Origin of the sequence: Streptococcus sp. DTU_2020_1000888_1_SI_GRL_NUU_041A (assembly GCF_032387735.1) — a bacterium.
GTDB lineage: Bacteria > Bacillota > Bacilli > Lactobacillales > Streptococcaceae > Streptococcus > Streptococcus sanguinis.
In genome coordinates, this window is record NZ_CP135591.1 from 424,179 (window position 1) to 444,867 (window position 20,689).

General features: G+C 44.4%; 11 protein-coding genes, 1 tRNA gene and 2 rRNA genes. 13 read left to right on the forward strand and 1 reads right to left on the reverse strand.

Annotation, left to right across the window (positions count from 1 at the left end; translation table 11 throughout):
* Nucleotides 1–31: 31 nt before the first annotated feature.
* Genes RSK81_RS02225 through sufB form a run of 3 tightly spaced genes read left to right on the forward strand, consistent with a single transcriptional unit; the run spans nt 32 to nt 3,118 of the window.
* Nucleotides 32–1,264 (forward strand): cysteine desulfurase, encoded by a 1,233-nt coding sequence (locus RSK81_RS02225; protein WP_101771967.1) that lies wholly within the window; start codon nt 32–34, stop codon nt 1,262–1,264.
* Nucleotides 1,251–1,688, forward strand: a complete 438-nt coding sequence (gene sufU / locus RSK81_RS02230) for a Fe-S cluster assembly sulfur transfer protein SufU (RefSeq protein ID WP_002902442.1) — start codon at nt 1,251–1,253, stop codon at nt 1,686–1,688. The genes RSK81_RS02225 and sufU overlap by 14 nt, the downstream gene beginning before the upstream one ends.
* Before the next feature lie 17 nt (nt 1,689–1,705).
* Nucleotides 1,706–3,118, forward strand: a complete 1,413-nt coding sequence (sufB, locus tag RSK81_RS02235) for a Fe-S cluster assembly protein SufB (protein ID WP_002893631.1) — start codon at nt 1,706–1,708, stop codon at nt 3,116–3,118.
* A 140-nt stretch (nt 3,119–3,258) separates the two neighbouring features.
* Here the strand turns inward: sufB and pbp3 are convergent, their stop codons facing one another.
* Nucleotides 3,259–4,527 (reverse strand): D-alanyl-D-alanine carboxypeptidase PBP3, encoded by a 1,269-nt coding sequence (gene pbp3 / locus RSK81_RS02240; RefSeq protein WP_315687315.1) that lies wholly within the window; start codon nt 4,525–4,527, stop codon nt 3,259–3,261.
* A gap of 292 nt (nt 4,528–4,819) precedes the next feature.
* Here pbp3 and RSK81_RS02245 point away from each other — a divergent pair, with 292 nt between their 5' ends.
* From RSK81_RS02245 to RSK81_RS02290, 10 genes are all read left to right on the forward strand, one after another.
* A complete protein-coding gene (locus RSK81_RS02245) occupies nt 4,820–6,775 on the forward strand; it encodes a peptide ABC transporter substrate-binding protein (protein ID WP_315687318.1) in 1,956 nt (651 codons plus the stop codon).
* A gap of 175 nt (nt 6,776–6,950) precedes the next feature.
* Nucleotides 6,951–8,921: a peptide ABC transporter substrate-binding protein gene (locus RSK81_RS02250; protein WP_315687320.1), complete on the forward strand. Its 1,971-nt coding sequence runs from the start codon at nt 6,951–6,953 to the stop codon at nt 8,919–8,921.
* 232 nt (nt 8,922–9,153) lie between these two features.
* A complete protein-coding gene (locus RSK81_RS02255) occupies nt 9,154–11,139 on the forward strand; it encodes a peptide ABC transporter substrate-binding protein (RefSeq protein ID WP_315687322.1) in 1,986 nt (661 codons plus the stop codon).
* A 64-nt stretch (nt 11,140–11,203) separates the two neighbouring features.
* Nucleotides 11,204–12,700 carry an ABC transporter permease gene (locus tag RSK81_RS02260; protein WP_315687325.1) on the forward strand — a complete coding sequence of 499 codons (1,497 nt, stop codon included), beginning with the start codon at nt 11,204–11,206 and terminating at the stop codon, nt 12,698–12,700.
* Nucleotides 12,700–13,626: an oligopeptide ABC transporter permease OppC gene (gene oppC / locus RSK81_RS02265; protein ID WP_002898857.1), complete on the forward strand. Its 927-nt coding sequence runs from the start codon at nt 12,700–12,702 to the stop codon at nt 13,624–13,626. Before RSK81_RS02260 ends, oppC begins: the two co-directional genes overlap by 1 nt.
* An 8-nt stretch (nt 13,627–13,634) precedes the next feature.
* A complete protein-coding gene (locus tag RSK81_RS02270; protein WP_002901221.1) occupies nt 13,635–14,702 on the forward strand; it encodes an ABC transporter ATP-binding protein in 1,068 nt (355 codons plus the stop codon).
* A gap of 10 nt (nt 14,703–14,712) precedes the next feature.
* Nucleotides 14,713–15,639, forward strand: a complete 927-nt coding sequence (locus RSK81_RS02275; protein ID WP_315687328.1) for an ATP-binding cassette domain-containing protein — start codon at nt 14,713–14,715, stop codon at nt 15,637–15,639.
* Between the two features lie 303 nt (nt 15,640–15,942).
* Nucleotides 15,943–17,490 (forward strand): 16S ribosomal RNA (locus RSK81_RS02280).
* 64 nt (nt 17,491–17,554) lie between these two features.
* Nucleotides 17,555–17,627: transfer RNA gene (locus RSK81_RS02285), tRNA-Ala, on the forward strand.
* A 126-nt stretch (nt 17,628–17,753) separates the two neighbouring features.
* Nucleotides 17,754–20,654, forward strand: a 23S ribosomal RNA gene (locus tag RSK81_RS02290).
* Together the 16S and 23S rRNA genes with 1 tRNA gene alongside form the textbook arrangement of a ribosomal RNA operon.
* Nucleotides 20,655–20,689: the final 35 nt, after the last annotated feature.

Here is a 20,689-nt window from a genome sequence, read left to right on the forward strand (position 1 = left end):
CCTTGTCCCGTGTAAGTAGATAGGAGTCTTCATGTCTGGATTTAATGCAGAAGCAATCAAGCAAGATTTTCCCATTTTGGACCAAATTGTCAATGATGAGCCTTTGGTTTATTTGGACAATGCGGCGACAACTCAGAAACCTAAGCAGGTGCTGGCAGCTATTGAAAACTACTATCTTAGAGACAATGCCAATGTCCACCGCGGTGTGCATACGCTAGCCGAGCGGGCGACGGCAGCCTATGAAGCAGCCCGAGAAAGAGTTCGTTCTTTTATCAATGCAGCTTCAAGCAGAGAAGTCCTCTTTACACGAGGAACCACGACGAGTCTCAATTGGGTGGCTCAGTTTGCGGCTGAAAGGCTGCAACCTGGTGATGAAGTGCTGATTTCGATTATGGAGCACCATTCCAATGTCATTCCCTGGCAGGAAGCTTGTATAAAGACTGGAGCCAAGTTGGTCTATGTCTATCTCAAGGATGGTACTCTGGATATGGAGGATTTTCGTGCTAAGCTCAATGAGCGGACCAAGTTTGTCTCTCTGGCTCATGCCTCTAACGTCCTTGGGGTTATCAATCCCATCAAAGAGATTGCCCAGCTTGTTCATCAGCAAGGAGCACTTTTGGTGGTGGATGGGGCTCAATCCATTCCGCACATGGAAATTGATGTGCAGGATTTGGATGTGGACTTCTTCGCCTTTTCTGGGCATAAAATGGCAGGCCCGACTGGTATCGGAGTTCTCTATGGCAAGGAAGAGCTGCTAGAGCAGATGTCGCCAGTCGAGTTCGGTGGCGAGATGATTGATTTCGTCTATGAGCAGGAGGCGACATGGAAGGAGCTTCCTTGGAAGTTTGAGGCCGGAACGCCAAATATGGCAGGAGCAATCGGTCTTGCGGCGGCCATTGATTATTTGGAAGACTTGGGCATGGATGCCATTGCCCAGCATGAGCAGGATCTGATTGCCTACGTATTTCCTAAGCTGCAGGCAGTGGAAGGCTTGGCCATTTATGGCTCTCAGGATTTGGCCCAGCGCTCAGGCGTGATTGCCTTTAACCTGGATGGTCTCCATCCGCATGATGTCGCGACGGCTCTGGACTACGAAGGAGTGGCTGTTCGGGCGGGTCACCATTGTGCTCAGCCTTTGCTCACCTATCTGCAGGTGCCAGCGACTGTGCGGGCCAGCTTTTATATCTACAATACCTATGCGGATTGCGACAAGCTGGTAGATGCTTTAGAAAAGACAAAGGAGTTTTTCAATGGCACTTTCTAAGTTAGACAGTCTTTACAAAGCGGTTGTGACGGACCACTCGGCTCACCCCCATCATCATGGTAAGCTGGAAGATGTGGAGCAAGTAGTTCTCAATAACCCAACCTGTGGTGATGTTATCAGCCTGTCTGTGAAGTTTAATGCTGAAAACCAGATTGAGGATATTGCCTTTGTTAATTCCGGCTGTACCATCTCAACGGCTTCGGCCAGCATGATGACGGATGCGGTTCTGGGCAAGACAAAAGAGCAGGCGCTGGAATTAGCAGAAGTTTTCTCGCAGATGGTTCAGGGCCAGGAAGACAGTCGCCAGAAAGAATTGGGCGATGGCGCCTTTTTAGCAGGTGTTGCCAAATTCCCGCAGCGGATTAAGTGTGCGACCTTGGGTTGGAATGCCCTCAAGCGAGCAATTGAAGAAGATAAAAAGTAAGAATGTGAAAGGAAATTATGTCAGAAGAAAGAGTAGAACCAAAACCGATTGATCTCGGAGAGTACAAGTTTGGTTTCCATGACGATGTTGAACCTGTCCTCTCGACAGGGAAAGGGCTGAATGAAGCGGTCATTCGTGAGCTTTCTGCAGCCAAGGATGAACCAGAATGGATGCTGGATTTCCGCCTCAAATCCTACGAGGCTTTCAAGAAGATGCCGATGCAGACTTGGGGGCCGGATTTGTCAGAAATTAATTTTGATGACTTGATTTATTACCAAAAGGCCTCTGATAAGCCTGCTAGAAGCTGGGACGAAGTGCCTGAGAAGATCAAGGAAACCTTTGAGAAGATTGGGATCCCAGAAGCGGAGAGAGCCTACCTGGCTGGTGCGGCAGCCCAGTATGAGTCTGAAGTGGTTTACCACAATATGAAGGAAGAGTTCCAAAAGCTAGGAATTGTCTTTACGGATACCGACTCAGCTCTTAAGGAATACCCAGAGCTTTTCAAGCAGTATTTTGCTAAGCTGGTTCCTCCGACAGATAACAAGCTAGCAGCTCTCAACTCCGCAGTCTGGTCAGGTGGTACCTTCATCTATGTTCCAAAAGGTGTCAAGGTTGACGTTCCCTTGCAGACTTATTTCCGGATTAACAATGAAAATTCGGGTCAGTTTGAGCGGACTTTGATTATCGTTGATGAGGGCGCTAGCGTCCATTATGTTGAGGGATGTACAGCTCCGACGTACTCTAGTAATAGTCTACATGCAGCAATTGTCGAAATTTTTGCCCTTGATGGTGCCTATATGCGCTACACCACTATTCAAAACTGGTCTGATAATGTCTACAACCTCGTGACTAAGCGGGCGCGGGCCATGAAAGATGCGACGGTTGAGTGGATTGACGGAAACCTTGGTGCAAAAACAACTATGAAGTATCCGTCTGTTTATCTGGATGGACCTGGAGCGCGCGGAACAATGTTGTCTATTGCCTTTGCCAATACCAATCAGCACCAAGATACAGGGGCTAAGATGATTCACAATGCTCCGCATACCAGCTCTTCTATCGTGTCTAAGTCTATTGCTAAGGGCGGAGGTAAGGTGGATTACCGCGGTCAAGTGACCTTTGGAAAGAATTCACAGAAATCTGTCAGCCATATTGAGTGTGATACGATTATCATGGATGACATTTCGGCATCAGATACCATTCCCTTTAATGAAATTCATAACTCTCAGGTGGCTCTGGAGCATGAGGCCAAGGTTTCTAAGATTTCCGAAGAGCAGCTCTACTATCTCATGAGCCGTGGCTTATCCGAATCTGAAGCTACCGAAATGATTGTCATGGGCTTTGTGGAGCCTTTCACCAAAGAACTACCTATGGAGTATGCTGTTGAGCTTAACCGCTTGATTAGCTATGAAATGGAAGGATCAGTTGGGTAAAGCTTTGTCTAAGCGAAAATTTAAATTACTGCTTGAAGACACGCATTGCGAGTTAAGATTCAAAGATGTTTGCTAGTTCTAGTCCAACATTTACAATGTATACAAAATCAACCGCGAATCATTTGATTCGCGGCTTTTCTTTATAGTTTCTCGTTGACATAGCGGACGAAGTCATTCCACCAGACCTTGAAGAAAATACTTTTTTCCACCTCTTGGCCTGCCACCATTGTGACAGAAGGTGCTTTGTTTTCCAGATAGCCTTGGCCGATCGGTTCAGGGTCGGTATAGGTCAGGGTACCAAGTTCAGTATTTTTTTTCAGCGGAGCTTGGAAGCCTTTTTCGTTGGTTGAAAATTCTACCTTGTGCTCAGCCTGATTGGCAATGCGCTCAATGATGGTGAAATCCTTGCTGGCGACGGCTGGAACGGTCTTTTGCTTGCCATCAATAACTGTTGAATGGCTTTTATTGTAGGCCTCCCCCTCAGCCACAATAGTCGTCTGGGTGAAGTTTTGCGAAACATAGTTCATTAAAGACGCTGTGGCTACAAAGCGTGCGTAGGGGTCGCCGTCAGTTTGCTCAACGTCCAGCACAACTGTAATCATGCGGATGCCATTTTCAGTAGTCGTCGCAACAAAGGAAGAGCCACCCTTATCCGAACTGCCGGCTTTGAGTCCGTCTACACCTGAGCGGAAGTTGGATTGGTTTTCCAGCATGAAGTTATAATTTTCAAGACTCGTCCCTGCGATTTTAGCTGTGGACTTGGAAGTGATCTCTGTCACTTGAGGGAAGTCCATAATCAGATGCCGGCTGATAACAGCCAAGTCGTAGGCACTGAATTTGTTTTCAGTGTCCTTGCTTTTTTTAGCTGTGCTAGCTGAGGCGCTATACTCTGTTTCTTCAGTTGCGTATTCTAGAAGAAGAGTATTCAGCCCTGTGGAGTTCACAATAGTAGCATCTGTGATTCCCCATTCTTTGAGCTTGGCCTTCATCATTTGGACGAAATTTTCTTCGCTGCCTCCAACCTTCTCAGCCAAAGCAATCGTGGCGCTGTTGGAGCTGGACATCAAGGAAGCGGCAATCAAGTCCTTGACTTTGTAACGTTTGGCTTCCAAAGGGACATTGCTGATATTTGGATTAGCTGTCAGACTGTAAGCATAGTCTGAAATATCAACATAAGTATCGGCAGTCAAGTCTCCTCTGTCAATGGCTTCGTAGACCAGATAGACGGTCAAAAGATTGGTGATGGAGCCGACTTCGATTGGAGTATTAGCATCTTTTTCGTAGAGAATCTTTCCAGAAGTAGCATCCACAGCCATTGCACTTTTAGCGGCAATGTTGAAATCATCTGCTGCCACCTTGTTGGCGGTCATTCCGACCAAAACTAGTAAACATAGGAATAATCGTTTCATTTCTTTCCCCTAAAACAAGATATAACCATTGTATCATAAAATTCTCTTTTCTTTTATAAATCAAGGATAATAAAAGGTTACAAAATAAATGTAGAGAAAAGTAGGGTAATCCCCTTAAAGAGATTTTTTATAAAAGCATCTTTCGGAAAAACTCACAAAATAGAAAAATATTTGAAATAATACAGATATACAAGCTGAAAAATAGAAAATTATTATTTTTCTACATAAAACATTTGTTTTTATAAAAAAATATTGTATAATAATACAATATAAATTGAGAAGGAGAATGCTCATGAAAAAATCTAAATGGTTGGCCATTACTGGACTGACAGTCGTGTCAACACTAATCTTAGCTGCTTGTGGAAGCTCTAGTGCCAGTAATACCTATTCTTATGTCTATTTGAGTGATCCTGATACTTTGGACTATGTCAATTCAAATCGAGCTACTACGTCCGATGTTATTACAAACTTGGTGGACGGCCTTTTAGAAAATGATAAATACGGCAATTTGGTTCCATCTATTGCGGAAGACTGGACTGTTTCAAAGGATGGTTTGACCTATACCTATAAGCTTCGTAAAGATGCTAAGTGGTACACATCAGATGGTGAAGAATATGCAGAGGTTAAAGCACAAGACTTTGTAGCAGGTTTGAAGCACGCGGCAGATGAAAATTCTGAAGCTCTTCCTATCGTCCAAAGCTCTATCAAAGGCTTGGATGCCTATGTCAAAGGAGAGTCTAAAGACTTCTCAACAGTTGGAGTAAAAGCAGTTGATGACCACACGGTCGAATACACGCTCAACCAGCCAGAAAGCTACTGGAACTCTAAGACGACCATGGGGATTCTGTTCCCCATCAATGAGGATTTCTTGAAGTCACAAGGCAAAGATTTTGGTACCGTAAAACCTTCTTCCATTCTTTATAACGGACCTTATGTTCTGAAAGCATTCACTTCTAAGTCTGTCATTGAATATGCTAAAAACCAGAACTATTGGGATAAGGACAATGTCAAGGTTGAAAATATAAAACTGACTTATTTTGATGGTTCGGATCAGGAATCCTTGATCCGCAACTTCTCAGACGGGGCTTATTCTCAAGCACGGCTTTACCCTACGAGCTCTAACTATGCTTCTGTAGAAAAGCAGTACAAAGACAATATTATTTACACACCACAGAATTCAACTAGTTTCTATTTTGCTTTCAATCTGAATCGTAAGACTTATAATCATTCGTCTAAGACATCAGATGCTCAAAAGGCATCAACTACAGCTGCTATTCAAAATAAAGACTTCCGTCAGGCGATTAACTTTGCCTTTGACCGGACATCTTTTGGAGCTCAGATGAATGGTAAAGATGGAGCGACTAAACTCATCCGTAGCTTGCTTGTTCCTCCTAGCTTTGTGCAGGTGGACGGTAAGGACTTCTCTGATGTAGTAGAGAGCCAACTTTCATCTTATGGAGATGAGTGGAATGGCATTAAGCTGGCGGATGCTCAGGATAGTATCTACAATGCTGATAAAGCCAAGGCGGAATTTGCCAAGGCAAAAGAAACCTTGCAAGCTGAAGGTGTAGAATTCCCAATCCATATTGACGTCCCTGTCGATCAGTCTGACAAGGTTTTGGTACAACGGACGAACTCCTTCAAACAGTCTGTCGAATCAGCGCTTGGCCAAGAAAATGTCGTTATTGATGTTCAGCAAATGTCAACAGATGACTTTGATAATTCTGCCTACTTTGCAGAAACAGCAGCTCAGAAAGACTACGATCTCAACATGTCTGGCTGGTCAGCAGACTACCAAGATCCATCAACTTATCTGAATATCTTTAACCCTGAAACAGGTGATGCTGCAGATAATATTGGTATAGAAAAAGGGAAAAATGCTGATGTGGCAAATAAGGTTGGCTTGAATGAATACAAGGCTTTGCTGGATGAAGCTGATCAAGAAAAACAAGATACAGATGCTCGTTACACCAAGTACGCAGCAGCTCAGGCTTGGTTGACGGATAGCTCCATTGTTATTCCTAGTGTTTCTGGTGGTGGTTCACCAGTCGTTCAGAAGGTTGTGCCATTTACCAAGTCTTACTCTTATGTCGGAATTAAAGGAGATGCCTATGTCTTTAAGAACATGGAGCTCCAAAATGATATTGTGACAGCTAAAGACTATGAAGCAGCTCTTAAGAAATGGGAAAAAGAAAAGGAAGCATCCAATAAAAAAGCCCAAGAAGAGCTAGAAAAACATATCAAATAAGATTCTGAACAGCAAAAGTTTGACACTTTATCAGCTGTCTTGAATCAAGTTGTTTAGTTGAGAGAACATTTTTGTTCTCTCTTTTTTATATCGGCCTCCATTACATTGAAGCGTTTACATCCCGTCGCAGAAGTGCTATAATGAAAGTAATCTTAATGAAAACTGGAGGAAGTTTATGAAAACATCTAAGTTAGCTGCAGCTGCTGGGCTTGTCATTCTCTCTGCAGGAATTTTGGCTGCCTGTTCGTTTGGTGGCTCCAATTCATCTGGGAAAAACTATAGCTATGTTTATACGGCAGATCCAGATACGCTGGATTATACTGTGTCTAATAAGCGGGCAACCAATGAGATAATGGCTAATGTAGTAGATGGTTTGCTAGAAAGCGATAAGTATGGTAACTTAGTGCCTTCTCTAGCGGAAGATTGGACCGTTTCAAAGGATGGTCTGACCTATACTTATAAGCTTCGTGAGGGAGTGAAATGGTATACTTCTGATGGTGAAGAGTATGCAGATGTGACTGCTAAGGACTTTGTGACCAGTCTGAAGCATGCTGCAGACAGCAAGTCTGATGGTCTCTATATCGTTCAAAAATCCATTAAAGGCTTGGACGACTATGTTAATGGTAAAATAACTGACTTCTCCCAAGTTGGTGTTAAGGCGGTGGATGATTCTACTGTTCAATACACTTTGAATCAGCCAGAAAGTTTCTGGAATTCTAAGACAACCATGGGGATTCTTTTCCCAATTAATGAAGAATTTCTGAAATCAAAAGGTGACAAATTTGCTCAGGGGACAGATCCAACCAGTGTCCTCTATAACGGTCCGTTTATCTTGAAATCTATCACTTCGAAATCTCAAATTAGCTTAGAGAAGAATCCAAACTATTGGGATAAGGAAAAGGTGAAAATTGACACTGTCAAATTCTCTTACTACGATGGTCAAGATACAGAATCTCTGGTGCGTGGCTTTTCTGATGGCAACTACACCATTGCTCGTCTTTTCCCAAATAGCTCCAACTTTGCCAGTGTAAAGAAACAGTATGGCGACAATATCGTCTACACGCCTCAAGGCTCAGGAACCTTCTTTGTTACAACTAATATTGATCGTCAGTCTTACGAGCATACCTCCAAGACAACGGATGCACAGAAATCTTCCACTAAGAAAGCACTGCTCAATAAAGATTTCCGTCAGGCTCTGCTTTTTGCCTTTGACCGTACTGCCTATTCTGCCCAAACCAATGGCGAAGAAGCAGCAGATAAGCAGCTTCGCAACACCTTTGTTCCGCCAACCTTTGTTCAAGCTAATGGTAAAGAGTTCGGCAGCATTGTAGAAGAAAATCTAGCTAGCTACGGTGATGAATGGAAGGGAGTCAAATTAGACGACGCTCAGGATGGTTTTTATAATCCAGAAAAAGCCAAGGCAGAATTTGCCAAAGCTAAAGAAGCGCTGCAAGCAGAAGGAGTGGAATTCCCAATTCATCTGGACATTCCGGTCAGCTCAGCAGATACCAATGGCGTTAAGAGCGTTCAGTCACTGAAGCAGTCTATTGAAGCCAACCTTGGTTCTGACAATGTGGTGATTGACATTCAGCAGATGACAGATGATGAGTTGAATAACATCACCTACTTTGCGACCTCAGCATCTCAAGAAGACTGGGACTTGAATAATAATCTCGGCTGGAGCCCGGATTATAACGATCCATCTTCTTATCTGGAAATCACTGGCTCTAAGACTGGTGAGAATGTTGACGGCTACTTTGGTTTTGACCCTGGCACAGATAATGCAGCAGCTAAAGAGGCCGGCTTTGAAGAGTATGACAAGCTCTTGGAAGATGCAGCTGCGGAAAACGAGGATATTAACAAACGTTACGAAAAGTATGCTGCAGCTCAGGCTTGGCTGACAGACAGTGCTCTGTTGATGCCAGCTTGGTCATCTGGTGCAACACCAAGTGTCCGTAAGGTTGTTCCATTCTCAGGACCATTTGCTTGGACTGGAAACAAGGGTGAATACAGCTTTAAATATGTTGAAATCCAAGACAAACCAATAACGACTAAAGAATATGAAAAAGCGCGTGAAAAATGGGCAAAAGAAAAGGAAGAGTCCAACAAAAAAGCTCAAAAAGAACTCGCAGAACATATCAAATAAAGCAAGAAAATCCCATTGTAGCAACAGTGGGGTTTTTGATGATTTTAGAGTCGGAATGGGCAAGACTAAGGTTGTCTAATCCTAGATGACAGACATGCAGGAAGCTTGATTACATAAACATCTTAGGGTGTTAGTGAGCTAACTTAATATTCTGAAAATTTATTTTACTTTTAGTACTATCTATGCTATAATCTTAATTAAATCTAAAAATCTAAAAGATGGAGAAACCCATATGAAACAAAGCAAAGTCCTTGCGCTAGCAGGAGTTACTCTTCTTGCAGCTGGCTTTCTTGCTGCTTGCTCTGGCTCTAAGCCAAACACAAAGTCAGGCAGCTCAGACTCTTCAAACACCTTTAATTATATCTACGAGACAGATCCTGAAAACTTGAACTATCTCACTTCAAGTAAAGCTGCTACAACAGACTTGACTGCCAATGTTATTGACGGTCTTTTAGAAAACGACCAATATGGAAACTTGGTTCCTTCAATGGCAGAGGAATGGACTGTATCACCAGATGGGAAAACCTATACTTATAAGCTTCGCAAAGACGCTAAGTGGTATACTTCCGAAGGTGAAGAGTACGCAGATGTTACAGCAGAAGACTTTGTTACAGGTCTTAAGTATGCGGCAGACAATAAATCTGAAACAATCTACTTGGTTCAGGATTCTGTCAAAGGGCTTAAGGACTATATTTCTGGCAAGATTGATTTCTCAGAAGTAGGGATCAAAGCAGTCGATGATCATACCGTTGAGTATACTCTTAATGAGCCAGAAAGCTTCTGGAATTCTAAGACTACAATGGGAATTCTCTACCCAGTAAACAAAGACTTTTTAAAAAACCAAGGTGATAAGTTCGCTCAAGCAACCGATCCAACAAGCTTGCTTTATAACGGGCCTTTCTTGCTTAAATCATTGACTTCAAAATCTGAAATCCAATTTGAGAAGAATCCTAATTATTGGGACAAAGAAAATGTTCACGTAGATGCAGTTAAACTCTCTTTCTATGATGGACAAGATCAAGGGAAACTAGCTGAGCAGTTCAGTCAAGGTGCTCTGACAACAGCCAGACTCTTCCCGACTAGTGCGACTTATGAAAAGGTTGAAAAAGACTTTAAAGATAATATCGTTTATACACCTCAAGATGCCTCAACTTTCTTAGTAGGTACAAACATTGATCGTCAGTCGTACAACCATACGGCTAAGACATCAGAAGCTCAAAAAACTTCAACTAAGAAAGCCTTGCTTAACAAGGACTTCCGTCAGGCTTTGACCTTTGCCTTCAATCGTGAGTCCTATGCATCTCAGATTAATGGTAAGGACGGAGCAGACAAACTTCTTCGTAACCTTTACATCCCACCTACATTTGTGCAGGCTGGTGACAAGTCCTTCGGTGACCTAGTTAAGGAAAAAGTCGTAACCTATGGTGACGAATGGAAAGATGTGGACTTCTCAGATGGCCAAGATGGATTCTATAACGAGAACAAAGCAAAGGCTGAATTTGAAAAAGCAAAAGAAGCTTTGAAAGCCGATGGCGTAGAATTCCCAATCCATCTGGACATTCCGGTTGATCAAACAGCTACTTCTAAAGTACAACGTGTTCAATCCCTCAAGCAGTCTATTGAAAAGACCTTAGGAAAAGATAATGTTGTGATTGATGTTCACCAATTGTCTAAAGATGAAGTAACTAACATTACCTTGTTTGCACCTTCTGCTGCTGAAGAAGACTGGGATATTTCAGACAATGTCGGCTGGACTCCGGACTATCAAGATCCATCTACTTATCTAGATGTCATCAAACCTGGTGGTGAAAACACCAAGACCTTCTTAGGATTTGACGGCACCGATAATGCTGCAGCAAAACAAGTTGGTTTGGATGAATATACCAAACTAGTTGAAGAAGCGGGTGCAGAAAAGCAAGATTTGAACAAGCGTTATGAAAAATATGCGGCTGCTCAGGCTTGGCTGACTGATAGTGCTTTGTTGATTCCGGTAACTTCTAGAACAGGCCGTCCAACCTTGACTAAGGTAGTGCCTTTCTCAGCACCGTTTGCTTGGTCTGGTGCTAAGGCGCGTGAAGCGGCAAGTTATAAGTACATGAAATTGCAGGATGAGCCTGTAACGACAAAAGATTATAATAACGCTCAGGAAAAATGGAATAAAGAACGTGCGGAATCTAATAAAAAAGCTCAAGAAGAATTAGCAGACCACGTGAAATAAGCTTGCTAAGAGAACTTTCTCTAATAGAGGAGAAAGTTCTTTTGGAATTTAAAGGAAACGATAAATGAAAAAATATGTTTTTATGCGTATCTTACGCTCAATTGTGTCGATTTTCTTGGTGACGACCCTGACTTATGCCATTATCTATACTATGGTGCCAAGAAGGTTGATTTTCAAGCAGGATCCTAACTATAATAAGATAGCGACCAATAAAGATAAAAAGACTAACTATGAAAACACCATCTTTGAGCGGATGGGCTACATTGACTATTATGATACAAAGGAACTGCAGGAGAAAGCCAGCAAGGAAGATTCTTCTGTTACCACAGAAGCTACAGAAGCAAACAAGAAGATTTATCAGAAGTATATTGATAAACTTGGCAACGGCTGGAAATTGCAGAAATTCCCACTGAGCGGAGAATTCTACGCTGTACGTGAAGTACCTGTGTATGAACGTGTCTTTGAGTTCTATGCTAATTTGATTCAAATCGACCATCCAAATGTTATCCAAGATGAGGAAAATCCAAACCTAGAGCGTTATATCCGGTTTGAAAATGATCCTTCTGTTGGCTGGTCTCTTGTGGGTTCTGGTACTAAGCATAAATATTTGCTTTACTTTAATGGTCAGTTTCCATTTGTCCACCAGAACTTTATCACCTTTAATTTAGGTAATTCTTATCCAACCTATGCCAATATCCCTGTTCTGCAGGTTATTACGCAAGGACAAGGACAAACTAAGTCTTCCGAAGTTCAATTCCCAACAGGTAAAAAGACATCGTCTGTAAATATCTATTCTCGTACTTACAAGACGCCAAGCAAAGCTGACTCACAGGATATTGCTAAGTTTGGTAAGGGAGATGCCTATACAGCGACTCAAAGCAACTATCAAAATCCGTCCATGATTACCAGCTCAGCCATTATCGGTTTGATTGGTGTGGCTCTGTCTTATCTGATTGCTATTCCACTCGGATCCTACATGGCTCGACTCAAGAATACATGGTTTGATAGCATTTCTACAGCGGGCTTGACCTTTATGATGTCACTGCCAACCATCGCCTTGGTCTACATTGTCCGTTTGGCTGGCTCTGCTGTTGGTCTTCCAGACTCCTTCCCAATCTTGGGAGCGGGAGATTGGCGTTCTTATGTCCTTCCAGCTGTTATTTTAGGGCTTTTGAGTGCTCCTTGGACAGCAGTTTGGATTCGCCGGTATATGATTGACCTTCAGTCTCAGGACTTTGTCCGTTTTGCCCGTGCGAAGGGTCTCTCTGAAAAAGAAATTTCTAACAAGCACATCTTTAAAAACGCTATGGTGCCGCTGGTATCTAGTATCCCAGCTTCTATCGTTGGTGTTATTGCAGGTGCGACTCTGACAGAAACTGTCTTTGCTTTCCCTGGTATGGGTAAGATGCTGATTGATTCTGTTAAGGCATCCAATAACTCTATGGTTGTTGGTCTTGTATTCATCTTCACATGTCTGTCTATCTTTGCTCTCTTATTGGGTGACATTCTGATGACTGTACTGGACCCACGTATCAAGTTAACATCAAAAGGAGGTAAATAATGGCTACAATTGATAAAAGCAAATTCCAATTTGTCAAACGTGACGATTTTGCCTCTGAAACGATTGATGCTCCAGCCTACTCTTACTGGAAATCAGTCATGCGTCAATTTCTGAAAAAGAAATCTACCATTACCATGTTGGGGATTCTGATTGCCATTATTCTCATGAGCTTCATTTATCCTATGTTTTCAAACTTCGACTTTAATGATGTGAGCAAGGTAAATGACTTTAGCATGCGTTATATCAAGCCAAGTGCCCAGTACTGGTTTGGAACAGATAGTAATGGTAAGTCTCTCTTTGACGGTGTTTGGTTTGGTGCCCGTAACTCTATTCTCATTTCGATTATTGCGACGGTTATTAATCTGGCTATCGGAGTTATCATTGGCGGTATCTGGGGAATTTCCAAAACAGTTGACCGTGTCATGATGGAAATCTACAATATCATTTCAAATATCCCAGCCCTCTTGATTGTCATTGTCTTGACCTACTCTATCGGTGCTGGTTTCTGGAATCTTATTTTTGCCATGACGATTACTGGTTGGGTCGGTATTGCCTACACTATCCGTGTGCAGATTATGCGCTATCGGGATTTGGAATACAACCTTGCCTCTCGTACTCTTGGTACACCAACTCTCAAGATTGTTACGAAGAACATTATGCCGCAGTTGGTATCTGTTATCGTGACCACCACTTCACAAATGTTGCCAAGCTTTATCTCTTACGAAGCCTTTCTGTCCTTCTTTGGATTAGGACTTCCTGTAACAGTGCCAAGTTTGGGACGCTTGATTTCAGATTATTCACAAAACGTGACGACGAATGCCTACCTCTTTTGGATTCCACTCACAACTCTGATTTTGGTATCCCTTACCTTCTTCGTAGTTGGTCAAAACTTAGCTGACGCCAGCGATCCACGTACACATAGATAGGAGTAAATATGACAAAGAATGAAAATGTAATATTGACTGCTCGCGATATTGTCGTGGAATTCGATGTTCGCGATCGCGTCTTAACCGCCATTCGCGGTGTCTCTCTGGACTTGATTGAAGGCGAAGTGCTGGCTATTGTTGGTGAATCAGGTTCAGGAAAGTCTGTATTAACAAAGACCTTTACTGGTATGTTAGAAGAAAATGGCCGTGTAGCTAAAGGAACTATTGATTACCGCGGTAAAGATTTGACAACTCTTCGTAGTAATAAGGATTGGGAGCCGATTCGCGGTGCAAAAATTGCGACTATCTTCCAAGATCCGATGACGAGCTTGGATCCCATTAATACGATTGGAAGCCAGATTACAGAAGTCATTATCAAGCACCAAGGAAAATCAGCCAAAGAAGCTAAAAAAATGGCCATTGACTATATGAGTAAGGTCGGGATTCCAGATGCGGAAAAACGTTTCGAAGAATATCCTTTCCAATACTCAGGTGGTATGCGTCAGCGGATTGTTATTGCTATTGCTTTGGCTTGCCGTCCTGATATTCTTATCTGTGATGAGCCGACAACGGCCCTCGATGTAACGATTCAAGCGCAGATTATTGACTTGCTCAAATCCTTGCAGCAAGAATATCATTTCACAACCATCTTTATTACGCACGACCTTGGTGTTGTGGCTAGTATTGCAGATAAGGTTGCGGTCATGTATGCCGGTGAAATTGTAGAATACGGTACAGTTGAAGAAATCTTCTACGAGCCAAAACATCCTTATACATGGAGTTTGCTATCCAGCTTACCTCAGTTGGCAGATGCGAATGGTGCCCTCTACTCGATTCCTGGTACTCCGCCGTCTCTCTATTCACCGATCAAAGGGGATGCCTTTGCTTTGCGTTCTGACTATGCCATGTCAATTGACTTTGAAGAAGAAGCACCGGCTTTCAAGGTCTCAGATACTCATTGGGCTAAGACTTGGTTACTGCACGAAGATGCGCCTAAGGTTGATAAACCAGAGATTATCGAAAACCTACATGAAAAAATTCGTTCAAAAATGGGCTTCAATCAATTAGAAGCTTAGGAGGAAGGAAATGACTGAAAAATTAGTTGAAATTAAAGATTTAGAAATTTCCTTCGGCGAAGGAAGTAAGAAATTTGTAGCAGTAAAAAACGCAAATTTCTTCATCAATAAGGGAGAAACTTTCTCTCTTGTAGGAGAATCAGGCTCTGGTAAGACTACTATTGGTCGAGCTATTATTGGCCTTAATGATACCAGTGCAGGCGATATCTTCTATGAAGGCAAAAAGATTAATGGTAAAAAGTCAAAAGCAGAAGAAGCGGACTTGATTCGCAAGATTCAGATGATTTTCCAAGACCCAGCAGCTAGCCTGAATGAACGTGCAACGGTTGACTATATCATATCTGAGGGTCTCTATAATTACCATTTGTTTGATAGCGAAGAAGACCGTCAAAGAAAAGTCAAAGATATCATCAATGAAGTTGGTTTGTTGGCTGAGCATTTAACTCGCTATCCTCACGAATTCTCTGGTGGACAGCGTCAACGGATTGGGATTGCTCGTGCTTTGGTCATGCAACCAGACTTCGTGATTGCTGATGAGCCGATTTCCGCCTTGGACGTGTCTGTCCGAGCACAGGTCTTGAATCTTTTGAAAAAATTTCAAAAAGAGCTTGGCTTGACCTACCTGTTTATTGCCCATGACCTTTCGGTAGTTCGTTTTATTTCTGATCGTATCGCCGTGATTTACAAAGGTGTCATTGTAGAGGTGGCAGAGACAGAGGAGCTATTCAACAATCCTGTCCATCCTTACACACAATCCCTGCTCTCAGCTGTACCAATTCCAGACCCAATCTTGGAGCGTAAAAAAGTGTTGAAGGTCTATGATCCTGAACAGCACGATTATTCAGTTGATAAACCAGAAATGGCAGAGATTCGTCCAGGACATTATGTCTGGGCTAATAAAGCTGAACTCGAAAAGTATAAACAAGAACAAAAATAGAAAAAATGTCCGAAAGGGCATTTTTTGCGCCTTTAAAAGAAAGAATGTAGGTCAATTTACCATCCTCAAAGGTATGTAAAACTATTCACCAATTTGAAAATAATAATTTTTTTTAAAAATTTCAAAAAAGGTATTGACAGGTTAGTGGTATAGGTGATATACTAATATAGTTGTCGCGAAAGACAAAGCCCTTTGAAAACTGAACAAGACGAACCAAGTGCAGGGTGACATAGAGATATGTAACCTGTCAAAAAAACGAAAATAAATCTGTCAGTGGACAGTAATGAGTGCGAACTCAAACTTTTTAATGAGAGTTTGATCCTGGCTCAGGACGAACGCTGGCGGCGTGCCTAATACATGCAAGTAGAACGCTGAAGAGAGGAGCTTGCTCTTCTTGGATGAGTTGCGAACGGGTGAGTAACGCGTAGGTAACCTGCCTGGTAGCGGGGGATAACTATTGGAAACGATAGCTAATACCGCATGAAATTGCTTATCGCATGATAATTAATTGAAAGATGCAATTGCATCACTACCAGATGGACCTGCGTTGTATTAGCTAGTTGGTGAGGTAACGGCTCACCAAGGCGACGATACATAGCCGACCTGAGAGGGTGATCGGCCACACTGGGACTGAGACACGGCCCAGACTCCTACGGGAGGCAGCAGTAGGGAATCTTCGGCAATGGGGGGAACCCTGACCGAGCAACGCCGCGTGAGTGAAGAAGGTTTTCGGATCGTAAAGCTCTGTTGTAAGAGAAGAACGGGTGTGAGAGTGGAAAGTTCACACTGTGACGGTATCTTACCAGAAAGGGACGGCTAACTACGTGCCAGCAGCCGCGGTAATACGTAGGTCCCGAGCGTTGTCCGGATTTATTGGGCGTAAAGCGAGCGCAGGCGGTTAGATAAGTCTGAAGTTAAAGGCTGTGGCTTAACCATAGTATGCTTTGGAAACTGTTTAACTTGAGTGCAGAAGGGGAGAGTGGAATTCCATGTGTAGCGGTGAAATGCGTAGATATATGGAGGAACACCGGTGGCGAAAGCGGCTCTCTGGTCTGTAACTGACGCTGAGGCTCGAAAGCGTGGGGAGCAAACAGGATTAGATACCCTGGTAGTCCACGCCGTAAACGATGAGTGCTAGGTGTTAGGCCCTTTCCGGGGCTTAGTGCCGCAGCTAACGCATTAAGCACTCCGCCTGGGGAGTACGACCGCAAGGTTGAAACTCAAAGGAATTGACGGGGGCCCGCACAAGCGGTGGAGCATGTGGTTTAATTCGAAGCAACGCGAAGAACCTTACCAGGTCTTGACATCCCTCTGACCGCTCTAGAGATAGAGTTTTCCTTCGGGACAGAGGTGACAGGTGGTGCATGGTTGTCGTCAGCTCGTGTCGTGAGATGTTGGGTTAAGTCCCGCAACGAGCGCAACCCCTATTGTTAGTTGCCATCATTGAGTTGGGCACTCTAGCGAGACTGCCGGTAATAAACCGGAGGAAGGTGGGGATGACGTCAAATCATCATGCCCCTTATGACCTGGGCTACACACGTGCTACAATGGCTGGTACAACGAGTCGCAAGCCGGTGACGGCAAGCTAATCTCTGAAAGCCAGTCTCAGTTCGGATTGTAGGCTGCAACTCGCCTACATGAAGTCGGAATCGCTAGTAATCGCGGATCAGCACGCCGCGGTGAATACGTTCCCGGGCCTTGTACACACCGCCCGTCACACCACGAGAGTTTGTAACACCCGAAGTCGGTGAGGTAACCGCAAGGAGCCAGCCGCCTAAGGTGGGATAGATGATTGGGGTGAAGTCGTAACAAGGTAGCCGTATCGGAAGGTGCGGCTGGATCACCTCCTTTCTAAGGAGTCCGTAAGGACATACGGAATGCACTTGAGTCTTGTTTAGTTTTGAGAGGGCTATGTGGGGCCTTAGCTCAGCTGGGAGAGCGCCTGCTTTGCACGCAGGAGGTCAGCGGTTCGATCCCGCTAGGCTCCATTATCTAGTTTGACTAGATAAAGAACTTGTCCATTGAAAATTGAATACCGATATCAAATAGTAACAAGAAAATAAACCGAAAACGCTGTGAATATTAATGAGTTTAAGACTGAAAGGTCAAAATAAGGTTAAGTTAGTAAGGGCGCACGGTGGATGCCTTGGCACTAGGAGCCGATGAAGGACGTGACAAACGACGAAATGCCTCGGGGAGCTGTAAGTAAGCACTTGATCCGGGGATGTCCGAATGGGGGAACCCAACAGGTTGATGCCTGTTACCCATTTCTGTTAAGGGAATGAGGAGGAAGACGCAGTGAACTGAAACATCTAAGTAGCTGCAGGAAGAGAAAGCAAAAGCGATTGCCTTAGTAGCGGCGAGCGAAGAGGCAGGAGGGCAAACCGAAGAGTTTACTCTTCGGGGTTGTAGGACTGCAATGTGGACTCAGAATTTATAGAAGAATGACTTGGGAAAGTCAGCCAAAGAGAGTAAGAGCCTCGTATTTTAAATAGATTCTGTACCTAGCAGTATCCTGAGTACGGCGGGACACGTGAAATCCCGTCGGAATCTGGGAGGACCATCTCCCAACCCTAAATACTCCCTAGTGACCGATAGTGAACCAGTACCGTGAGGGAAAGGTGAAAAGCACCCCGGGAGGGGAGTGAAATAGAACCTGAAACCGTGTGCCTACAACAAGTTCGAGCCCGTTCATGGGTGAGAGCGTGCCTTTTGTAGAATGAACCGGCGAGTTACGTTATGATGCGAGGTTAAGTTGAAGAGACGGAGCCGTAGGGAAACCGAGTCTGAATAGGGCGCTTTAGTATCATGATGTAGACCCGAAACCATGTGACCTACCCATGAGCAGGTTGAAGGTGCGGTAAAACGCACTGGAGGACCGAACCAGGGCACGTTGAAAAGTGCTTGGATGACTTGTGGGTAGCGGAGAAATTCCAAACGAACTTGGAGATAGCTGGTTCTCTCCGAAATAGCTTTAGGGCTAGCGTCGACATCAAGATTCTTGGAGGTAGAGCACTGTTTGGGTGAGGGGTCCATCCCGGATTACCAATCTCAGATAAACTCCGAATGCCAATGAATTATGGTCGGCAGTCAGACTGCGAGTGCTAAGATCCGTAGTCGAAAGGGAAACAGCCCAGACCACCAGCTAAGGTCCCAAAATAATTGTTAAGTGGAAAAGGATGTGGGGTTGCACAGACAACTAGGATGTTAGCTTAGAAGCAGCTATTCATTCAAAGAGTGCGTAATAGCTCACTAGTCGAGTGACCCTGCGCCGAAAATGTACCGGGGCTAAAACAATTTACCGAAGCTGTGGATACCTTTTATAGGTATGGTAGGAGAGCGTTCTATGTGTGGAGAAGGTGTACCGTGAGGAGCGCTGGAACGCATAGAAGTGAGAATGCCGGTATGAGTAGCGCAAGACAGGTGAGAATCCTGTCCACCGTAAGACTAAGGTTTCCAGGGGAAGGCTCGTCCGCCCTGGGTTAGTCGGGACCTAAGGAGAGACCGAAAGGTGTATCCGATGGCCAACAGGTTGAGATTCCTGTACTAGAGTATGAAGTGATGGAGGGACGCAGTAGGCTAACTCGTGCGTACGAATGGATGTACGTCTAAGCAGTGAGGCGTGGTATGAGTCAAATGCTTATACCTATAACGTTGAGCTGTGATGGGGAGCGAAGTTTAGTAGCGAGTGAGTGATGTCACACTGCCAAGAAAAGCTTCTAGCGTTGTATCATACTCTACCCGTACCGCAAACCGACACAGGTAGTCGAGGCGAGTAGCCTCAGGTGAGCGAGAGAACTCTCGTTAAGGAACTCGGCAAAATGACCCCGTAACTTCGGGAGAAGGGGTGCTGACTTTTGTCAGCCGCAGTGAATAGGCCCAAGCAACTGTTTATCAAAAACACAGCTCTCTGCTAAATCGTAAGATGATGTATAGGGGGTGACGCCTGCCCGGTGCTGGAAGGTTAAGAGGAGTGCTTAGCGGTAACGCGAAGGTATGAATTGAAGCCCCAGTAAACGGCGGCCGTAACTATAACGGTCCTAAGGTAGCGAAATTCCTTGTCGGGTAAGTTCCGACCCGCACGAAAGGCGTAATGATTTGGGCACTGTCTCAACGAGAGACTCGGTGAAATTTTAGTACCTGTGAAGATGCAGGTTACCCGCGACAGGACGGAAAGACCCCATGGAGCTTTACTGCAGTTTGATATTGAGTGTCTGTGCCACATGTACAGGATAGGTAGGAGCCTATGAAATCGGGACGCCAGTTTCGATGGAGGCGTTGTTGGGATACTACCCTTGTGTTATGGCCACTCTAACCCGGTAGGTTTATCATCTACGGAGACAGTGTCTGACGGGCAGTTTGACTGGGGCGGTCGCCTCCTAAAAGGTAACGGAGGCGCCCAAAGGTTCCCTCAGACTGGTTGGAAATCAGTCGCAGAGTGTAAAGGTATAAGGGAGCTTGACTGCGAGAGCTACAACTCGAGCAGGGACGAAAGTCGGGCTTAGTGATCCGGTGGTTCCGCATGGAAGGGCCATCGCTCAACGGATAAAAGCTACCCTGGGGATAACAGGCTTATCTCCCCCAAGAGTTCACATCGACGGGGAGGTTTGGCACCTCGATGTCGGCTCGTCGCATCCTGGGGCTGTAGTCGGTCCCAAGGGTTGGGCTGTTCGCCCATTAAAGCGGCACGCGAGCTGGGTTCAGAACGTCGTGAGACAGTTCGGTCCCTATCCGTCGCGGGCGTAGGAAATTTGAGAGGATCTGCTCCTAGTACGAGAGGACCAGAGTGGACTTACCGCTGGTGTACCAGTTGTTCTGCCAAGAGCATCGCTGGGTAGCTATGTAGGGAAGGGATAAACGCTGAAAGCATCTAAGTGTGAAACCCACCTCAAGATGAGATTTCCCATAACGCAAGTTAGTAAGAGCCCTGAGAGAAGATCAGGTTGATAGGTTAGAAGTGGAAGTGTGGTGACACATGGAGCGGACTAATACTAATCGCTCGAGGACTTATCCTAGAATAAGAAATTCATCAGAGTGCAGCGAATGGTTT

Bases quoted from the DNA above. Each gene is read 5' to 3' on its own strand.
- RSK81_RS02245 (WP_315687318.1), top strand. From the start codon at position 4,820: ATGAAAAAATCTAAATGGTTGGCCATTACTGGACTGACAGTCGTGTCA.
- RSK81_RS02250 (WP_315687320.1), top strand. From the start codon at position 6,951: ATGAAAACATCTAAGTTAGCTGCAGCTGCTGGGCTTGTCATTCTCTCT.
- sufB (WP_002893631.1), top strand. From the start codon at position 1,706: ATGTCAGAAGAAAGAGTAGAACCAAAACCGATTGATCTCGGAGAGTAC.
- oppC (WP_002898857.1), top strand. From the start codon at position 12,700: ATGGCTACAATTGATAAAAGCAAATTCCAATTTGTCAAACGTGACGAT.
- RSK81_RS02270 (WP_002901221.1), top strand. From the start codon at position 13,635: ATGACAAAGAATGAAAATGTAATATTGACTGCTCGCGATATTGTCGTG.
- RSK81_RS02275 (WP_315687328.1), top strand. From the start codon at position 14,713: ATGACTGAAAAATTAGTTGAAATTAAAGATTTAGAAATTTCCTTCGGC.
- pbp3 (WP_315687315.1), bottom strand. From the start codon at position 4,527: ATGAAACGATTATTCCTATGTTTACTAGTTTTGGTCGGAATGACCGCC.
- sufU (WP_002902442.1), top strand. From the start codon at position 1,251: ATGGCACTTTCTAAGTTAGACAGTCTTTACAAAGCGGTTGTGACGGAC.
- RSK81_RS02225 (WP_101771967.1), top strand. From the start codon at position 32: ATGTCTGGATTTAATGCAGAAGCAATCAAGCAAGATTTTCCCATTTTG.
- RSK81_RS02260 (WP_315687325.1), top strand. From the start codon at position 11,204: ATGAAAAAATATGTTTTTATGCGTATCTTACGCTCAATTGTGTCGATT.
- RSK81_RS02255 (WP_315687322.1), top strand. From the start codon at position 9,154: ATGAAACAAAGCAAAGTCCTTGCGCTAGCAGGAGTTACTCTTCTTGCA.